This is a genomic window from Mycobacterium sp. E3339 (assembly GCF_001666915.1).
Lineage (GTDB): Bacteria > Actinomycetota > Actinomycetes > Mycobacteriales > Mycobacteriaceae > Mycobacterium.
The window spans coordinates 1-17,262 of the sequence record NZ_LZIZ01000180.1; the positions used below are offsets into that span (position 1 = coordinate 1).

Consider the following 17,262-nt stretch of genomic DNA (forward strand, 5'->3'; position numbering starts at 1 on the left):
CCAAAAGCATGGCTTCGATGAGCGAGAGACCCAGCGAGGTCCAGCGGGCGGTATGCAGGTAGACGCGCCTGCGGGCGATCTGGTCCCAGAGCGCGGGTGGCGCCACGTCGCCGCGGCCGGTGACACCGCCGCGGTTGGTGCGCAGGTCGGCGGTGCCGATGCCCCAAACGTCGATCTGGGCGTACACCGACAACGGCTCCAACAGGTCGGCGCCGACCACGCGATTGCGGCGCAGTGGCTCGTTGATCATGGTGGCCGCCCGCAGGCGCGTCTACCTGCATACCGCCCGCTGGACCTCGCTGGGTCTCTCGCTCATCGAAGCCATGCTTTTGGGAATGCCGGTCGTGGCCGTCGGGACGACCATGGCCCCGCTCGTAATCCCCTGCGAGGCAGGCGTTGTCAGCGCAAACCTCGCCACCCTTGGGGCGGGCCTGCGGGATTTCATGAACGACCATGCCACCGCGGCGGCCGCCGGCAAGGCGGCGCGCGAATTCGCCTCCGTCCGCTTCGGGCTCGGGCGCTTTCTCAGCGCCTGGGACGAAGTGATCGAGGAGCTGTGCAGATGAGGAGGAAGGGAGCCCGTATGAGGATCGCGATGATCTCGGAACACGCCAGCCCGCTGGCGCACCTGGGCGGCGTGGATGCGGGCGGGCAGAACGTCCACGTCGCCGAGCTGTCGGCCGCGCTGGCCCGCCGCGGCCACGACGTGGTGGTGTACACCCGGCGCGACGACCCACGGCTGCCGGAATGCGTCGAAACCGAGCACGGCTACTCCGTCGTGCATGTCCCGGCGGGCCCGGCCCGAGTGCTGCCCAAAGACGAACTGCTGCAATACATGTACGCATTCTCCCGCTACCTGGACGCCCGGTGGGTCGCCGACGCCCCCGACGTGGCCCACGGCCACTTCTGGATGTCGGGCGTGGCCACTCAGCGCGCCGCCCGATCGCACCGCGTCCCGACCGTGCAGACATTCCATGCATTGGGCTTGATCAAGCGATTGCACCAGGGACTCGACGACACCAGCCCGGACTGCCGTATCGGGGTGGAGGCCAGGATCGCCCGGGAAGCCGACTGGGTCGCGGCCACCAGCACCGAAGAGGTCTTCGAACTCGTCCGGATGGGGCGCGCCCGCTCGCGGACCTCCGTGGTGCCCTGTGGCGTGGACACCGAGGCGTTCACGCCGGACGGCCCCGGCGCGCCGCGTGACGACCAACCACGCATCGTGTCCGTCGGACGACTGGTGCCGCGCAAGGGTTTTGACACGCTGATCGGCGCGTTGCCGCGAGTCCCCGGCGCCGAGCTGGTGATCGTCGGCGGCCCGGCGCAAACGGATCTTGCCGACGACCCCGAAGCCCGGCAGTTGCAGCGGCTCGCCGCCGAACTTGGCGTGTCCGACCGGGTGCGCCTGCTCGGCGCGGTCACCCGCGGCGAAATGCCCGCGCTGCTGCGGTCCGCGGACGTGGTGGCCTGCACGCCCTGGTACGAGCCGTTCGGCATCGTGCCGCTGGAGGCCATGGCCTGCGGGGTCCCGGTGGTCGCCACGGCGGTTGGGGGCATCCGCGACACGGTCGTCGACGACGTCACCGGTCGGTTGGTGCCGGCCAAAGATTCCCCCAGGCTCGGCGACGCCATCGCCGCCCTGCTCGGCGACCGGGGTAGGCGACGGGCACTGGGCGCCGCCGGCTGTGAACGCGCCCGCGCCCGTTACACCTGGGACCGGGTGGCTGCCGACAGCGAACGCATCTACGAGAAGTTGGCGCCGCTGCGGCGCGAAGTGAGCGCGATCAGCAAACGGTCCGGGTGATGGTGTGTTTCAGCAGTTTTCGATCATCCGCAGTGACCGCTCCACATGGTCGGGCAGTCGCCGGCGCTCCCGCAGCGCGGCCGGCAGCACCGCCACCGCCTCGAGCAATGCCTTCGCATGGGCGCTGTCACGGGCGGCGGCCCACGCCAACGTGGCGGTTGCGCGGGCGCACCTGCCGGTCGATCGGCGCAGGCAGGCGCTGAGCAGCGCGTTGCGCGCCTCGCGGGCGTGCTGGGCGCCGCTCGATGAGCGCGTCTGCGACGGTTGGTGGTACGCCACCAACGCGGGGCAGAAGCACAGCTCCCAGCCGCCCGCGGCGAGATCCCATGCCAGCAGGCTCTCCTCGCCACGGAAGTGCAGGATCGAGCTGAATCCGCCGACCGCTTCGAAGGCGGACTTGCGTACCAGGGCCGAGCACGCCTGGAAGCCCAGAATCGACGGGCCGGGCAGGGCTGGGTCCCTGCCGAGCGGGCTGTCAGCCAGCTTGGCGACGAAGGGGTCGTCGCGCTCCTGCGGTAACATCACGGTCCGCCCGGCCAATACCGCTACCTTGGGCCACTTTCCGAACACCTCCTCGGCGACCGACGTCGCCTCGGGCGCCCACCACGAGTCATCGTCGCAAAAGGCGACATATGGAGTGGCGGAGTTCGCCACACCGATGTTGCGCGCGACCGCGCCCTCGTTGCGGTTCAGCGGTATGACGGTGACCCGGCCGGCCGAACGGTCCACGACATGATTCATGGCCCGCACCGAATCATCGCGGGAGGCGTTGTCCACCACGATGATCGGGCATGCGCTGGTGTCCAGCAGGCGCTCGGCGACGGTGCACAGTTCACGTGCCCGGTCCCGGGTCGCGATGACAAAAGAAGTTAGGGGCTTGGTCGCCATGACTGCTGCAGCTACCCCAAAAGCGTTCGGTGAAACGCAGTTTCATCGAAAGGTTCGCGGGTATGAGGGTTCGGTGCGTGCTCTTTCGCGGGTCCTGGTCACCGGCGGTGCCGGGTTCATAGGCGCCCATGTGTGTGACCGGTTGCTCGGCGCCGGTGTAGAGGTGGTCAGCGTCGACGACCTGTCCACCAGCTCTGCGACGGATCGCTTCACCGAGCGCCCCGGATACCGGTTCGTGCGGCACGACGTCTGCGATCCCGCGCTGATCGACACCGTCGGCACCTCGTTCGACGCCGTGTTCCATCTGGCCTCAGCGGCTTCTCCGGTCGACTATCAGCGCCGGCCGGTCGAGACGCTGCGGACCGGGTCCGCCGGCACCGAGACGGCGCTGGAGATCGCCGAGCGTGGCGGCGCCCGGTTCGTCCTGGCATCCACCAGCGAGGTCTACGGTGATCCCGAGGTGCATCCGCAGCCCGAAAGTTACTGGGGCAACGTCAATCCCGTGGGTCCACGCAGCATGTACGACGAAGCCAAACGATATGCAGAGGCCCTGACGTTCGCCTATCGGCGCCTCGGCCGGGTCGACACCGGGGTCGCGCGCATATTCAACACCTACGGCCCCGGCATGCGCGCCGGTGACGGCCGCATGGTCCCCAACTTCTGCCGCCAGGCGTTGCGCCGGGAACCGCTGACCGTGTCCGGCAGCGGGCTGCAGACCCGATCCCTGTGCTACGTCGACGACACGGTTTCGGGCCTGATCGCTCTGGCGCGCAGCGACTTCGGTGGCCCCGTGAACATCGGTAACCCGACCGAGCTGACCGTCCTGGCGGTGGCCGAGCTGATCCGGGAGCTTGCCGCCAGCAGGTCGACCATCCAGCTCACCCCGCCGGCCGAGGACGACCCCCAACGCCGCTGCCCCGACATCGCCGTCGCGCGCGAGCGGTTGGGTTGGGAACCACGGGTCGACTACCGCAGCGGGCTGGCCACCACCGTGGCGTGGTTCCGCATGACGGCCGATTACCCGGACCTCGTCTCGGCCGCTGAGCAGTTGGCGCAGTAGGAGGTGCCGTGCGAATTCTCGGTGTGAACGCGGTGTTCCATGATTCCGCCGCGGCGTTGGTGGTCGACGGCCGGGTGGTGGCCGCCGCCGAAGAGGAGCGCTTCTCGCGGCGAAAGCACGGTAAGCAGGCGGTGCCGTTTTCGACGTGGGAGATTCCCACCGCGGCGATCCGGTGGTGCCTGCAGGACGCGGGCGTGGCCGCCGAGGAGATCGACGCCATCGGCTACTCCTACGACCCGGTCCTGATGTACGAGGAGCCGATCGACCCGAAGGGGCTCGACCAGGATTGGGAGTACTTGCGCACCCTGTACGCCGAGCGTGCGCCGCGCTTCCTGGCCTCCGCGGTGCCGGGACTCAACCCGGGCGTGTTCCGCCACGTGCGCCACCACGTCGCGCACGCCGCGTCGACCGCGCTCGCCTCGCCGCATCCGGACACCGCCGTGCTCGTCGTCGACGGCCGCGGCGAACGCACCTCCATGCTCGCCGGCGTGTACCGCGACCACAAGCTCGACGTGCTGGCCTCCCAGCAACTGCCACACTCGCTGGGGTTGCTCTACGAAAGCCTCACCGAGCACCTCGGTTTCGCGCGCTCCAGCGACGAGTACAAGGTGATGGCGATGGCGTCCTACGGCGAGCCGCGCTTCGCGGACCAGCTGCGCGAGCGCGTCTACGCCTGCGGCGACGGCGGATTCCGGACGGAGCCGATCGCCTGGGAGCAGCTGGCGCCGCGCCGACGGCCGCACGACGAGACGCTAGACCCGGTGCACGCCGACCTCGCCTGCAGCGTGCAGCGCGTCGTCGAGGACGTCTTGCTGGACCTGGTGGCCTGGCTTCGCGGCCGGACCGACGGTGACGCGCTGTGCCTGGCCGGTGGCGTGGCGCTCAATTGCGTTGCCAACAGCCGTATTTACGCCGAGAGTGGCTTCGATCGCGTGTGGGTGCAGCCAGCGGCCGGTGATTCCGGCACGGCCCTGGGTGCGGCGCTGAGCCTGGCCGCGTCGTTCGGCGAACCGATCGCGCCGATGCCGTCGGCCCAGCTGGGTCGCGGCTGGTCGGACGACCAGATCGAGGCCGCGCTCAATGAAGCCGCCGTCCACTACGAGCGCCCGGACGATGTTACGTCCGTGATCGGTGACGCGCTGGCCGACAATCAGTTGGTCGGATGGTTTCAGGGCCGCGCCGAATTCGGGCCGCGGGCCCTGGGCGGGCGGTCGCTGCTGGCCGATCCCCGCCACGCCGCCAACCTGGAGCGCCTCAACGCGGTGAAGGGGCGCGAGCAGTTCCGGCCGGTCGCCCCCATGGTGCTGGCCGAGCGCGCCGCCGAAATCTTTTCGCGCGGACCGCTTCCCAGCCCGTACATGCTGTTCGTACACGACGTCGCCGACGGCTGGCGCGAGCGCATCCCCGCGGTCACCCACGTCGACGGCACGGCCCGGATTCAGACCGTCGACGCGGCGGACGATCCGCGCCTGCACGCGACCATCAACCGGTTCGCCGAGCGCACCGGCGTTCCGGTGGTGGTCAACACCAGCTTCAACACCGCCGGGCGCCCCATGGTGGACACCCCGCGCGACGCGCTCGAGGTGTTCGGTAGCTCCCCGATCGACGTGCTGGCCCTCGGCTCGTTCGTGGTCAGGCGGCGCCGATGACGACCGACTATGCGATCGTGATTCCGACCGTCGGTCGCGAGTCGTTGCGGCGCTTGCTCATTGCGCTGCGACGGGGATCGGGAGCGGCGCCGGCGGAGGTGGTGGTGGTCGACGACCGGCCGCGGCCCGCCACGAGTCTCCCGGTGCCCGGCGACATGCCGGTGCGGGTGCTGCGCAGCGGCGGGCGCGGGCCGGCCGCCGCGCGCAATGTGGGTTGGCGCGCAACCCGCACACCGTGGGTCTGTTTCCTGGACGACGACGTGGTGCCGGAACCGCAGTGGAAGTCGTCGTTGGCCATCGACCTCAAAGCCGCCGAGGCCGCGGACGCGGTGGGTTCGCAGGCGGTGATCGAGGTGCCCGCGCAGGAATCCCGACCGCCCACCGACGACGAGCGCCGCACAATGCGGCTCTCGACGGCGCAATGGATCACCGCCGACATGGCGTATCGCCGCGACATGCTGGTGGCGGTCGGCGGGTTCGACGACCGGTTCCCGCGCGCCTACCGCGAGGACTCCGACTTGGCCGTGCGGATCGTGGCGGCCGGCGGGACGATCGTGCGCGGCGAGCGCCGCTCGACCCACCCGGTCGCGACGGCGACCTGGCGGTCCAGCGTGCGCGCGCAGGTCGGCAACCGCGACAACGCGCTGATGCGCCGCAAGTACGGCCGCAACTGGCGAACCATGATCGGCGAGGGGCCGGGCCGTATGCCGGCGCATGCGGCCACGGCCGCCGCCGGCGGCGTCGCCGTCCTCGCCACACTGCTGAGCCGCCGCCGCGCCGCCCGCGCGGCCGCGGCGGCATGGCTGATGTTGACGGTGGAATTCACGGCGCGTCGCTGGCTCGGTGGGCCACGCAATGCCGTTGAGGCGGCGCGCCTTTCGGTGACCAGCGCGCTCATACCACCGGTCGCCGTCGCGCACCGGTTGGCCGGCGAATGGTCGTTTCGGCGGGCGTGGCGCGATCCGCCGCTCGCGGTGCTGTTCGACCGCGACGACACCCTGATCGTCGACCGGCCCTACCTGAACAACCCGGACGGCGTGCGGCCCACCCCCGGGGCCTCGGGCGCCCTGGACCGGTTGTGCCGGCGTGGCCTGTTGCTGGCCGTCGTTTCCAACCAGTCGGGCGTGGCGCGCGGGCTGATCAGCCCCGAGCAGCTTGCCGCCGTCAACGCCCGGGTGGACGAGCTCCTCGGCCCGTTCGATTCCTGGCAGGTGTGCACCCACGGCGAGGCGGCGGGCTGCGAGTGCCGCAAGCCGAAGCCCGGCCTGGTGCTGGCGGCCGCCGAGGCGCTGGGGGTGTCCCCGCAGCGCTGCGTGCTGATCGGCGACATCGGCAGCGACGTGCGGGCCGCCCTGTCCGCCGGCGCCGACGCGGTGCTGGTGCCAACGGCCCGCACGCGGCCCGCCGAGGTCGACCACGCGCGGGCCCACGCGCGGGTGGCCGCAACCCTGGACGACGCCGTCTCGCTGGTGCTGCGGGAGTGCCGATGAGCGCCGCGGTGGTGGCTCGCCTGGACAGCGCCGGCGACGTGCTGATCATCGGGCCCGCGGTGCGCGCGGTGGCGGCCCGGCACGACCGCCTCACCATGCTGGTGGGGCCGCGCGGCCGGGACGCCGCCGAACTACTCCCCGGGGTCGACGAGATCGTCGAATGGCAAGCCCCCTGGGTGGATTTCGACGCGCCGGAGCTGACCGCCGCGCACGCCGACGCGCTGATCAAGCAGCTGCGTGACATCGCGCCGTCCAAGATGTACATCTTCACGTCGTTCCATCAATCGCCGCTGCCGCTGGCGCTGCTCGCCCGCATGGCGGGCGTGCCGTGGGTCGGCGCGATCAGTGTCGACTATCCGGGCACGCTGCTCGACCTGCGTCACCAGGTGCCCGACGGAGTTCCCGAGCCGGAGCGGGCGCTGTCGCTGGCCGAGGCGGCCGGTTGCCGCCTGCCGTCCGGCGACGACGGCGCGCTGCGGATCCGCGCCGTCGAACCCCTGACCGCGCGGCTCGCGGAAAGCGTTGGCGCCGAGCCGTTCATCGCGTTCCACCCCGGAGCCGCGGTTCCGGCGCGACGCCCGACCCCGGACCGCAGCGCGGCGATGGTGGCGGCACTGCACGACGCGGGACACCGCGTCGTGGTGACCGGTGCTCCCGACGAGTCCGACCTGACCGCCGAGGTCGCGGGCGACCATGCCGTCGACCTGGGCGGCCGCACCACCTTCGCCGAACTGGCTGCGGTCTTTTCGGCCGCGCGTGTGGTCGTCGTACCCAACACCGGACCGGCGCACCTGGCCGCCGCCGTGGGCACCCCGGTGGTGTCGTTGTTCGCCCCAGTGGTGCCTGCCACGCAATGGCGGCCGTATGCCCGGCGGGTCCGCGTGCTCGGTGACCAGTCCGCGCCGTGTCGGGCCAGCCGCGCGCGCGTGTGCCCGGTACCGGGCCACCCGTGCCTGGACGGCATCACCGATACCCAACTGCTCGACGCCGTGAGACAAGGAGGAGAGCAATGATCGAGGCACACTTCGACGCGCTGCGAGATGCGGTGCGCGACAGCGCCTCCGAAGCGGCCCAGCTGCGCGGCTGGGGGCGGCGGCTGGCCGCGGTGTTGTCCGGCGGCGGCCGCCTACTGGCGTGCGGGAACGGCGGCAGCGCCGCCGAGGCGCAGCACCTGACAGCCGAACTGGTCGGACGGTTCCGGGAGGAGCGAATCCCCATGTCGGCCATCGCGTTACACGCCGACACGTCCGCGCTGACCGCCATAACCAACGACTACGGCTTTGAGGAGATGTTTGCGCGTGGGGTGCGCGCGCACGGCAGGCCCGGTGACGTCCTGGTGGCGTTGTCGACCAGCGGCGCCAGCCGAAACGTGATCGCGGCGGTCAAGGCGGCCTACGACGTGGGCATGGTGACGTGGGCGCTCACCGGCCGCGCGCCCAATGAGCTGGCCACCATGTGCCACGAGGCGATTTGCATTGACGCCGCCAGTACGGCCACCGTGCAGGAAATCCACCTCATGCTCGTGCACGGGTTGTGCATGGCGCTCGACGATGTGCTGCTGCGGCGGGAAGCATCGTGACCACCAAACCCCTTGTCATCATCGGCGATTCGATCCTCGACGTCGACATCCTGGGCTCCGCGTCCCGGCTGAGCCCGGAGGCGCCGGTGCCGGTGGTCGACGCCGAACGCCAGGTACAACGGCCGGGCGGGGCCGGCCTGGCGGCGCTGCTGGCGGCCAGAACCGAGACCGGGGTGGTGCTGATCACCGGCATCGCGTCCGACGATGCGGGGCGTCGTCTGCGCGACCTACTGGTCGCCGCCGGAGTCGGCGTCGTCGGACTGCCGATGAGCGGGACGACCATGACCAAGACCAGGATCCGGGCGCGCGGTCAGTCGATGCTGCGCGTCGACCGCGGCGGCGCCGAACCACTTGACGGTCCGCTTCCGGAGGCGGCGACACGGGCCCTGGCCGGCGCCCGGGCGATATGCGTGGCCGACTACGGCGCCGGCGTCACCGCGCTGCCGGCCGTCCGGGCCGCGCTGACCGAGTTGGCATCACGAACCCCCGTGGTCTGGGACCCGCACCCGCGGGGCGCGGCGCCGGTCTCCGGGTGTGCGCTGGTGACCCCGAATCATGAAGAGGCGCGCCACTTCTGCGCGGCGGCCGGCGACGGCGGAGAGGCACTACTGCGGAAGTGGGCCGCCGCCGCGGTGTGCATCACCCGCGGCGCCAACGGCGCACGCGTCTACCTGCCCGGCACGGCCGCGCGGCACGTCGGGATACCGGCCGGATCGGGCGCCGGCGCGGCCGACGTGTGCGGCGCCGGTGACCGATTCGCCGTCGCCGCGGCGGTGGCGCTGGGCGCAGGCGCCGACCCCGTCGCCGCGGTGGAGGCGGCCGTCGCCGACGCGGCCCGGTTCGTCGCCGCCGGTGGCGCCGCCGCCGTCTCGACACCCCTGCCCGCCCAGGGGGCGGACGTCCTGGCCGCGGGCGCCCGGACCGAGGGCTGGATCGACGCGATCGCGCTGGCCGACCGGCTGCGCCGCGACGGGCGCGTCGTGGTGGCCACCGGCGGATGCTTCGACCTGCTGCACACCGGGCACATCCGCCTGCTCCGGCAGGCCCGCGAACTCGGCGACGCCCTGATAGTGCTGGTCAATTCCGACGCGTCGGTGCGGGCGCTGAAGGGTGCCGGGCGCCCCGTCATGCGAGACGTGGACCGCGCCCGCGTCCTGGCCGCGCTGGCATGTGTCGACGGGGTGACGATCTTCGACGGCCTGACCCCGGAGCGGATGCTCGAGACGCTGCGCCCCGACATCTGGGTCAAGGGCGGCGATTACGTGGCCGCCGAACTGCCCGAGGCCGACGTGGTGTACCGCCACGGCGGCGAGGTCGTCATTCTGCCCACGGTGGCGGGTTACTCGTCTTCCCGCTTGATCGCCGCGGCCTCGTCCGGCCGCCCAACAATCGAAAGGTCTTGACATGACGATAAATCCCCTCGGCGCCGTGTTGATCTCCGGCGGCTCCTCCGGGCTGGGCGCGGCCACGGTGGCCGCCGTGGCGCGGCACGGCGGGCAGCCGCTGGTGATCGACAAGAAACCGCCTGCCGCCGATGTGCCTTACGCGGCTTGCGATCTGGCGGACACGAGCGCGGTCGCGGCCGCGGTCGAGTCGCTGGCCGCGCAGGCCGACGGCCGCGTCACCGGCGTCTTCACCGCTGCCGGCATCGATTCCTGCGGCACGCTCGAACACGTACCGGCCAAGGAGTGGGAACAGGTCATCGCCGTGAATCTCGTTGGCACCGCGGCCGTCGTCCGGGCCGCCCTCCCCTATCTGAAGGCGACCCAGGGACGCATCGTCACCTGCGCCTCGACCCTCGGCATCAAAGCGGTCGGCGATGCCACCGCCTACTGCGCATCCAAATTCGGGGTCGTCGGCTTCACGCGCGCCCTGGCGGCCGAACTCGCGGGTGAGGTGGGCGTGACGCTGCTCATCCCCGGCGGAATGCACACGCCGTTCTTCGATGGGCGCGCCGAGCAATACAAGCCGCCGGCCGACGCCAAGCTCAACCGGCCCGAGGACGTAGCCGAGACGGTGCTTTTCGCCCTGTCCCAGCCGGCCGGGTGCGAGGTGCGCGAGTTGGTGGTGTGCGCCTCCACGGAGTCGTCGTGGCCTTGAGGCTGAAGGCCGGCCCCGATCTCGACGGGGCCGACAGCATTGTGGTGCTGCGCGCGCTGGGGCTCGGGGACCTGCTGACGTCGGTGCCCGCGCTGCGCGGCTTGCGCCGGCGATGCCCGGAGGCCCGCGTCATGCTCGCCGCCCCCGACCGCTACCGCGACCTGGCGATGCTCACCGGCGCGGTCGACGAACTGCTGCCCACCACGCGCCTGGGCGACGTGCAGCCGCTGCCGGGACGGCCGGCGCTGGGTATCAACCTGCACGGCTGCGGACCGGAAAGCATCGATCACCTGCTGGCGTGGGCGCCACAGACCGTGCTCACCCATCACCACCAGCGGCATCCCACCTTGCAGGGGCCGCCATGGCGCTCGGACGTGCACGAGGTGAACCGCTGGTGCACGTTGCTCGAGTGGGCCGGAATCCCTTGTGATTCAACCGATGTGCTGATACCGCGGCCCGAGGGAATTCCGTTCGACCAGACCGGCGCAGTTGTGATCCATCCCGGCGCCTCCGCACCGGCGCGGCAGTGGCCGGTGGACCGATTCGCCGCGGTGGCGGCGGCGCTCAGCGACGACGGTTTCGACGTCATCATCACCGGATCCGCCGCCGAATTCGACCTGGCGCACCAGGTCGCCCGCGCCGCCGGCCTGCCGCGCACCGCGGTGGCCGCCGGGCTGCTCGACCTCCCCGCGCTGACGGCGCTGATATGGGACAGCCGGCTGGTCATCTGTGGCGACACCGGGCTGGCGCACCTGGCCGCGGCGACCGGGACGGCGTCGGTGGTGCTGTTCGGCCCCACCGCTCCCGCCCGCTGGGGCCCGCGCGGCCCCGCACCGCACGTCGCGCTCTGGGCCGGCGGCGTGGGCGATCCGCACGCCGCCGTGCCGCACGAGGGACTGCTGTTGATCACGGTCCCGCGGGTGCTGGCCGCGAGCAGCCAGATCTTGCGGGAGACGACATGATCGCGCCGCTCGTCGGCGTGGTGGGTGTGGGCTACGTCGGCCTGACCACCGCCGTCTGCGTGGCCGGCCAGGGACTGAACACGGTCGCGGTGGACATTGATCCCGCCCGCGTGCGCAAGCTGGCGGCCGGCGTCGCCGTCATCGACGAGCCAGGATTGCCAAAGCTGTTGTGCGACGGCCTGTCCCAGGGGCTGCTGACGTTCAGCGCCGACTTCGGTGCCCTGGCCGACCGCGACGTCGTCTTCGTCTGCGTGCCCACGCCCAGCGCCGACTGCGGACGGGCGGACCTGGGGGCGGTGGAATCGGTCATCGACCGGCTCGGCGGCGTCCTGCGGCGCGGCGCCGTGGTGGCGCTGAAATCGACGGTGCCGGTCGGCACCACCTCGGCGATGGCCGGGCGGCTGCGCCATCGGGGCATTCGCGTCGTCTCGGCCCCGGAGTTCCTCCGGGAGGGGCGCGCCGTCCACGACTTCCGCCACCCGGATCGGCTGGTCATCGGCACCGACGACGAAACCGCGGCGCAGCTGGTGCAGCGGTCGTACGGGCTGGGCAACGAACACGTGCTGCGGATGAGCCCGGAGAGCGCCGAGCTGGCCAAGTACGCCAGCAACGCCTTCCTCGCCGTCAAGTTGTCGTACACGAATTCGCTAGCGGCCCTGTGCGCGCGGGTCGGCGCGGACATCGACGACGTCACCGGCTGCATGGGGGCCGACCGCCGGATCGGCTCGGAATTCCTGCGGCCCGGGCCGGGCTGGGGCGGTTCCTGCCTGCCCAAGGACACCGCCGCGCTGGTGCACACCGCGCACCGGCACGGGGTTTCGTTCGCCGAAGTCGAGGCCGCCCGGCAAACCAATACCGCTCAGGCCCAACGAATCGCGACGGCGCTGCGGCAAATGCTGGGCCGGCCGTTGCCGGGCTGCCGCATCACCGCCTTCGGCCTGACGTTCAAGGCCGCCACCAGCGACACGCGAGATTCCCCCGCGCTGGCGGCGTGCGCGGAACTGTCAGCGGCCGGCGCACACCTCATGGGTTACGACCCGCAATTGCCCAACATCGACCCCGCCGTCCTGGCCGAAAGCCGGGTCACCGCCGTCGACGATCCCTACCGCGCCGCCAAGGCGGCCGACGCGATCGTGGTGCTGACCGAGTGGCCGCAGTTCCGCGACCTCGACTGGCGGGCCGTCGCGCGGGACGCGCCGCTGGCGGTGGTGCTGGACGCCAGAAACTCACTCGATCCGGCCACGGTGCAGAATGCCGGCCTGACCTACCTCGGAAACGGTGTGCCGCAGGGGTTCTAACCGCGGCCCCGCAACGCCGTGGCCGCCGGGCGAAAAACCCACGCATAACGGCGGCGATTGGGGGTATGCCCAAAAAGTGGGAAGTGCCTTGGCCGCCCATTCACGCCTGACTGCGGTCGAAAATCACGGCCGCGGGTCTTCGCAGCAAACCGCGTGCAGCGCGGCCGCTGTGCCGGCCGGCGAACGTAGCGACACTTCACCGAACCGTCTGTCTAGGAGGAACATCAATGGCTAAGCAAGAGGTCTCCGACTATCTGCTGGAGCGTTTGCGGGCATGGGGCGTCGAGCGGGTTTTCGGCTACCCCGGGGACGGCATCAACGGGTTGCTGGCCGCGTGGGGCCGCGCGGACAACAAGCCGAAGTTCATCCAGTCTCGCCATGAGGAGATGAGCGCCTTCCAGGCGGTCGGCTACGCGAAATTCACCGGCCGGGTCGGGGTCTGCGCGGCCACGTCCGGGCCCGGGGCGATCCATCTGCTCAACGGCCTCTACGACGCGAAGCTCGACCATGTTCCGGTGGTGGCGATCGTCGGCCAGACCAACCGCACTGCGATGGGCGGCAATTACCAGCAGGAGGTCGACCTGCTGAACCTGTTCAAGGACGTCGCCAGCGACTACGTCCAAATGATCACGGTCCCCGAGCAATTGCCCAACGTCCTGGACCGCGCGATCCGCATCGCGATGACCCAGCGGGCCCCGACGGCGTTGATCATTCCCAGTGACGTGCAGGAGCTGCCGTACTCCCCGCCCGAGCACGCATTCAAGATGGTGCCCTCCAGCCTGGGCATCGAATACCCGCAGATCGCCCCGGACGACGCGGCGATCAGGCGCGCGGCCGACATCCTCAACGCCGGCAAGAAGGTCGCCGTGCTGGTGGGCACCGGCGCCCGCGGGGCCCGCGAAGAACTCGCCGAGGTGGCCGACCTGTTGGGCGCCGGCGCGGCCAAGGCGCTGCTGGGCAAGGACGTCCTGTCGGACGAATTGCCTTGGGTCACCGGCTCTATCGGCCTGCTGGGGACGCGGCCGAGCTATGAGCTGATGCGGGATTGTGACACGCTGCTCACGGTCGGCTCCAGTTTCCCCTACACGCAGTTCCTGCCCGATTTCGGTCAGGCCCGCGCGGTGCAGATCGACGTGGACGGCCGGCTCATCGGGATGCGCTACCCGTACGAGGTCAACCTGGTCGCCGACGCGAAAGCCGGCCTGCGAGCGCTGATTCCGCACCTGCGCCGCAAAGAGGACCGATCGTGGCGGGAGGGCATCGAGAAGAACGTGGCGCGGTGGTGGGAGACCATGGACAAGGAGGCGATGGTCAGTGCCGATCCCATCAACCCGATGCGCCTGTACTCCGAGCTTTCCCCGCAGCTGCCCGAAAACGCGATCATCACAGCGGATTCCGGTTCGGCGGCCAACTGGTACGCCCGCAATCTGCGCTTCCGCGGCGACATGCGCGGCTCGCTATCCGGCACCCTTGCGACGATGGGCCCCGGCGTGCCGTACGCGATCGGCGCCAAATTCGGCCACCCGGACCGGCCCGTCATCGCGTTCGTCGGTGACGGCGCCATGCAGATGAACGGCATGGCCGAGCTGATCACCATCAAGCGGTATTGGCAGGAGTGGAAGGACCCCCGCCTGATCATCGCGATCCTGCACAACAACGACCTCAACCAGGTCACCTGGGAGATGCGCGCCATGGCGGGCGCACCGAAATTCCATGAATCGCAGGCGCTTCCCGACGTCGACTTCGCGGCGTTCGCGGCGAGCCTCGGCCTGAACGCGATGGCCATCAAGGACCCGGAGGAGCTGCAGGGCGCGTGGCGGCAGGCGTTGTCGGCCGACCGCCCGACGGTGCTCGACGTCTTCACCGACCCGGACATGCCGCCCATCCCGCCGCACGCCACCTGGGAACAGTTCAAGTCGGCCACGGCGGCGGTGCTGTCCGGAGACGAGGACCGCGTCGGCTTCGTCAAGGTGGGCCTCAAGACCAAGGCGCAGGAGTTCATGCCGCACAAGAAGAGTTGAGCCGAGTCACCTGTTGGCGTCGACTGACGAACGCGCGCTGCGCAAGTCCTCGACGAAGAGCCGGTAGGCCTCGTCGTGCCCGTCGCTGCGATCGCGCAGCACCGCCGACGGGTGGACCGTCGCGACGACGATGGGGTCGGGCTGCACGTCGACGGCCGACGGCGGCAGCCGCACCTGTTGGCCCCGCTGGGCCGATATCCGAAAGTCCGCTCCCAGAAGGGATTGCGCGGCGGTGGCGCCCAGGCACAGGATGACCCGCGGGCGCACCGCCTCGATCTCGGCGATGAGCCAGGGCCGGCAGGCGACCACCTCGGTGCGGCCGGGCTTCTGGTGGATGCGCCGTTTGCCACCCTTGCGGGTGAACTTGAAGTGCTTGACCGCGTTGGTCTCGTACGTCGACGCCGAGTCGATGCCGGCGTCCTCGAGCGCGCGGGCCAGCAGTCGGCCGGCCGGCCCGACGAACGGCTCCCCCGCGCGGTCCTCTTGATCCCCCGGCTGCTCGCCCACCAGCATGAGCGGCGCTCCCGAGTCCCCGCGGCCGAAAACCGTCTGCGTGGCATCGGCGAAAAGCGGGCAGCCACGGCAACATTCGGCCGCCGCCCGCAGCGCATCCAGCGACCGCCGCTCGGGCAGGTAGCGCTCGGCACCGGGTGCCTGGGTTGCGGTCATCTGATTCCCTTGCCGGGGGTGGGGCGCCCCCGCTCCCCCTCGGGTGGGGGCGCCCCAGTGGGCCGTCAGCCCTTCCCGACGATGGCGTCGCGGGCGCGGTCCAGCATCGCCGCGAACGGTCCGGCGGCCAGGTTGGCCGCCTGCGATTCGACACCGGCGTGCGGGCGGGTCGGCGCGATCGCCTCGGCGAGCTTGGCCGCGCGGCCCATCCGTTCGAGCTCCTCGCCGCTCAATTCCTGGCCCAGCTTGGCGAACTCGTCGCGCTCCTCGTGCTCGGCATGCTCGACGACCGCGTCGCGAAGCTGCGTCAACAGGCTGGTGAACTCCGCGCTGTCGACGTCGATTTTCTCCAGCTTCTGCAGAACGGTCTTGGCCTCGTGCTCTTCGTGGAGACGCTCGTCGACCACGTCGGCCGCGTCGGCCAGCTTCCGCTTGGCCCGCGGGTGCACGATTTCCTCTTCCGCCGTTTCGTGGACGGCCAGCAATCGCCGGAGTTCGACGAACGCCTTCTCGCGTTCCTTCCCCGACGCCGCCAGCGTGGTAGCGAACAACGACTTGATCTGTTCGTGCTGACTGACAAGAAAGTCGACCACATCGGTGGGCGACTTGATGGCGGTCTGAGCCATGATGTCCTTCCCATCTACCTTGGCGCGCGGGCTGATGCGCGCTCCATGTCGGCTACCCGACGAAATCGGGCACCAAACGGGTACGCCCATGCGCCAGTGGGTAGTTCTCCACCAACTGCGAACAAGGAGAACGCTCGTGGCCATCGGTCTCCGCCGCCGGGTGGTGGTCCTCGGCGCCCTCGTCCTGGCCGCCGGCTGTGCGGCGCCGGGCGCGTCATTGGCGAGTGCACCCGACGTCGAGGTGTGGTCGGTCGCCGCGCCGTTGCGCGAACCGGTCTGGTCCTATCACACCCACAGCCTTGTCGCGCTCACCGACGATCACCGCCTGGCCGAGGTGAGCGCCGGGGACCGCCCGGGTGACGCCAAGACGCGGTTATCGGCGCCCATGGCGGTCGGACGCAATGTGCAGATCAGCCGGAAAGACGCCGCCATCGTCTTCGTGCCACAGCCCGAGCGCGGCAGGGTCGCCGAGGTCGACCTCGAAACCCTGCGCCCGGTGGGCGATTTCGACGCCGGACCCGCCCCGGCGTATCTGTCCGAGGACGCGGGCCTGCGGATGCTGCTGGCGCTGTCGTCGGACGGAACGTCGGTGACACCGGTGGACCAGTATGGCCTGCGCAAGCTGCCCACCGCCACCGTCGCCGGTGATCCCGCCGACAGCATCGACGGAGCCAACCGCGGCCGCCAGATCGACTACCACGTGTTCGCGCCGTCCGGAATCCGCCACTACCAGGGGTCGCAGTCCCCGGCCGAGGAGCGCGGTTCGCTGGGCATGAACGTCGCGGTGTCGGCGGGTGACGGTGCCGCGGCGACGCGCAGCTACGTGGCCGGCCACGACGACGCCACGCTCTACGCGGTGGACTCGCGGCGCGGTGGCGAGGGTTTGACGGTGCTGGCCAGTGCCCGGCTGCCGTCGGCGATCCGTGAACTGGGCACCGACGACACCCGGATCTACGCCGCCACCGACCGCGAAGTCGTGGTGCTGGAAACGGCGAGCTTCACCGGTTTCGCAACCCACACGATTCCCGTCCTGCGCGTCATCGGCTACCGGGCGGGACTGCCGCCGGCGGCCCAAGCGGCACCTTTGTCCGGCATGGCGATCGGGCCGCATCGGGT

At 70.8% G+C, this 17,262-nt stretch carries 14 protein-coding genes and 3 pseudogenes; 13 read left to right on the top strand and 4 right to left on the bottom strand.

The window, feature by feature from the left end; genetic code table 11:
• Positions 1 to 250 (bottom strand): annotated as a pseudogene (locus A5702_RS16350) (glycosyltransferase family 1 protein); the annotation flags it as partial.
• Between A5702_RS16350 and A5702_RS16355 the strand changes: the two are divergent.
• A pseudogene (locus A5702_RS16355) lies at positions 165 to 566 on the top strand (glycosyltransferase); the annotation flags it as partial. The pseudogenes A5702_RS16350 and A5702_RS16355 overlap by 86 nt on opposite strands.
• Before the next feature lie 17 nt (positions 567 to 583).
• A complete protein-coding gene (locus tag A5702_RS16360; RefSeq protein WP_068221932.1) occupies positions 584 to 1,804 on the top strand; it encodes a glycosyltransferase in 1,221 nt (406 codons plus the stop codon).
• A 9-nt stretch (positions 1,805 to 1,813) separates the two neighbouring features.
• Here the strand turns inward: A5702_RS16360 and A5702_RS16365 are convergent, their stop codons facing one another.
• Entirely contained in the window at positions 1,814 to 2,692 is an 879-nt protein-coding gene (locus A5702_RS16365; RefSeq protein WP_068221950.1) for a glycosyltransferase family 2 protein, read from the bottom strand.
• Here A5702_RS16365 and A5702_RS16370 point away from each other — a divergent pair.
• The 10 genes and pseudogenes from A5702_RS16370 to A5702_RS16415 all read left to right on the top strand — a co-directional run bounded on the left by A5702_RS16370 (position 2,682) and on the right by A5702_RS16415 (position 14,851).
• Positions 2,682 to 3,795: pseudogene (locus A5702_RS16370) on the top strand (UDP-glucuronic acid decarboxylase family protein). The gene A5702_RS16365 and the pseudogene A5702_RS16370 sit on opposite strands and share 11 nt — an antisense overlap.
• Entirely contained in the window at positions 3,761 to 5,401 is a 1,641-nt protein-coding gene (locus tag A5702_RS16375) for a carbamoyltransferase C-terminal domain-containing protein (RefSeq protein ID WP_068221934.1), read from the top strand. Before A5702_RS16370 ends, A5702_RS16375 begins: the two are co-directional and overlap by 35 nt.
• Complete coding sequence (locus A5702_RS16380; RefSeq protein ID WP_068221936.1) at positions 5,398 to 6,891, top strand: HAD-IIIA family hydrolase; 1,494 nt, start codon at positions 5,398 to 5,400, stop codon at positions 6,889 to 6,891. The genes A5702_RS16375 and A5702_RS16380 overlap by 4 nt, the downstream gene beginning before the upstream one ends.
• Positions 6,888 to 7,904 carry a glycosyltransferase family 9 protein gene (locus tag A5702_RS16385; protein WP_197506577.1) on the top strand — a complete coding sequence of 339 codons (1,017 nt, stop codon included), beginning with the start codon at positions 6,888 to 6,890 and terminating at the stop codon, positions 7,902 to 7,904. Before A5702_RS16380 ends, A5702_RS16385 begins: the two co-directional genes overlap by 4 nt.
• A complete protein-coding gene (locus tag A5702_RS16390) occupies positions 7,901 to 8,470 on the top strand; it encodes an SIS domain-containing protein (RefSeq protein WP_068221938.1) in 570 nt (189 codons plus the stop codon). Before A5702_RS16385 ends, A5702_RS16390 begins: the two co-directional genes overlap by 4 nt.
• Positions 8,464 to 9,873 (top strand): PfkB family carbohydrate kinase, encoded by a 1,410-nt coding sequence (locus A5702_RS16395; protein WP_068221954.1) that lies wholly within the window; start codon positions 8,464 to 8,466, stop codon positions 9,871 to 9,873. Before A5702_RS16390 ends, A5702_RS16395 begins: the two co-directional genes overlap by 7 nt.
• A gap of 1 nt (position 9,874) precedes the next feature.
• Complete coding sequence (locus tag A5702_RS16400) at positions 9,875 to 10,570, top strand: SDR family oxidoreductase (RefSeq protein ID WP_068221940.1); 696 nt, start codon at positions 9,875 to 9,877, stop codon at positions 10,568 to 10,570.
• The gene (locus tag A5702_RS16405; protein ID WP_304440340.1) at positions 10,567 to 11,532 is read left to right on the top strand and encodes a glycosyltransferase family 9 protein; all 966 of its coding nucleotides are present in this window, start codon (positions 10,567 to 10,569) and stop codon (positions 11,530 to 11,532) included. Before A5702_RS16400 ends, A5702_RS16405 begins: the two co-directional genes overlap by 4 nt.
• The gene (locus tag A5702_RS16410) at positions 11,529 to 12,830 is read left to right on the top strand and encodes a UDP-glucose/GDP-mannose dehydrogenase family protein (RefSeq protein WP_068221942.1); all 1,302 of its coding nucleotides are present in this window, start codon (positions 11,529 to 11,531) and stop codon (positions 12,828 to 12,830) included. The genes A5702_RS16405 and A5702_RS16410 overlap by 4 nt, the downstream gene beginning before the upstream one ends.
• Positions 12,831 to 13,057: 227 nt before the next feature.
• Positions 13,058 to 14,851, top strand: coding sequence for a thiamine pyrophosphate-requiring protein (locus A5702_RS16415; RefSeq protein WP_068221944.1), 1,794 nt, complete (start codon positions 13,058 to 13,060; stop codon positions 14,849 to 14,851).
• 6 nt (positions 14,852 to 14,857) lie between these two features.
• On the opposite strand, the gene A5702_RS16420 is transcribed toward A5702_RS16415, so the two are convergent.
• On the bottom strand, positions 14,858 to 15,520 hold the full coding sequence (locus tag A5702_RS16420) for a UdgX family uracil-DNA binding protein (protein ID WP_068221946.1): 663 nt from the start codon (positions 15,518 to 15,520) through the stop codon (positions 14,858 to 14,860).
• 65 nt (positions 15,521 to 15,585) lie between these two features.
• Positions 15,586 to 16,146, bottom strand: a complete 561-nt coding sequence (locus tag A5702_RS16425; RefSeq protein ID WP_068221948.1) for a hemerythrin domain-containing protein — start codon at positions 16,144 to 16,146, stop codon at positions 15,586 to 15,588.
• Between the two features lie 136 nt (positions 16,147 to 16,282).
• On the opposite strand from A5702_RS16425, the gene A5702_RS16430 reads away from it, so the two are divergent.
• On the top strand, positions 16,283 to 17,262 hold a 980-nt coding region (locus A5702_RS16430), incomplete at its 3' end, for a hypothetical protein (protein ID WP_068221960.1).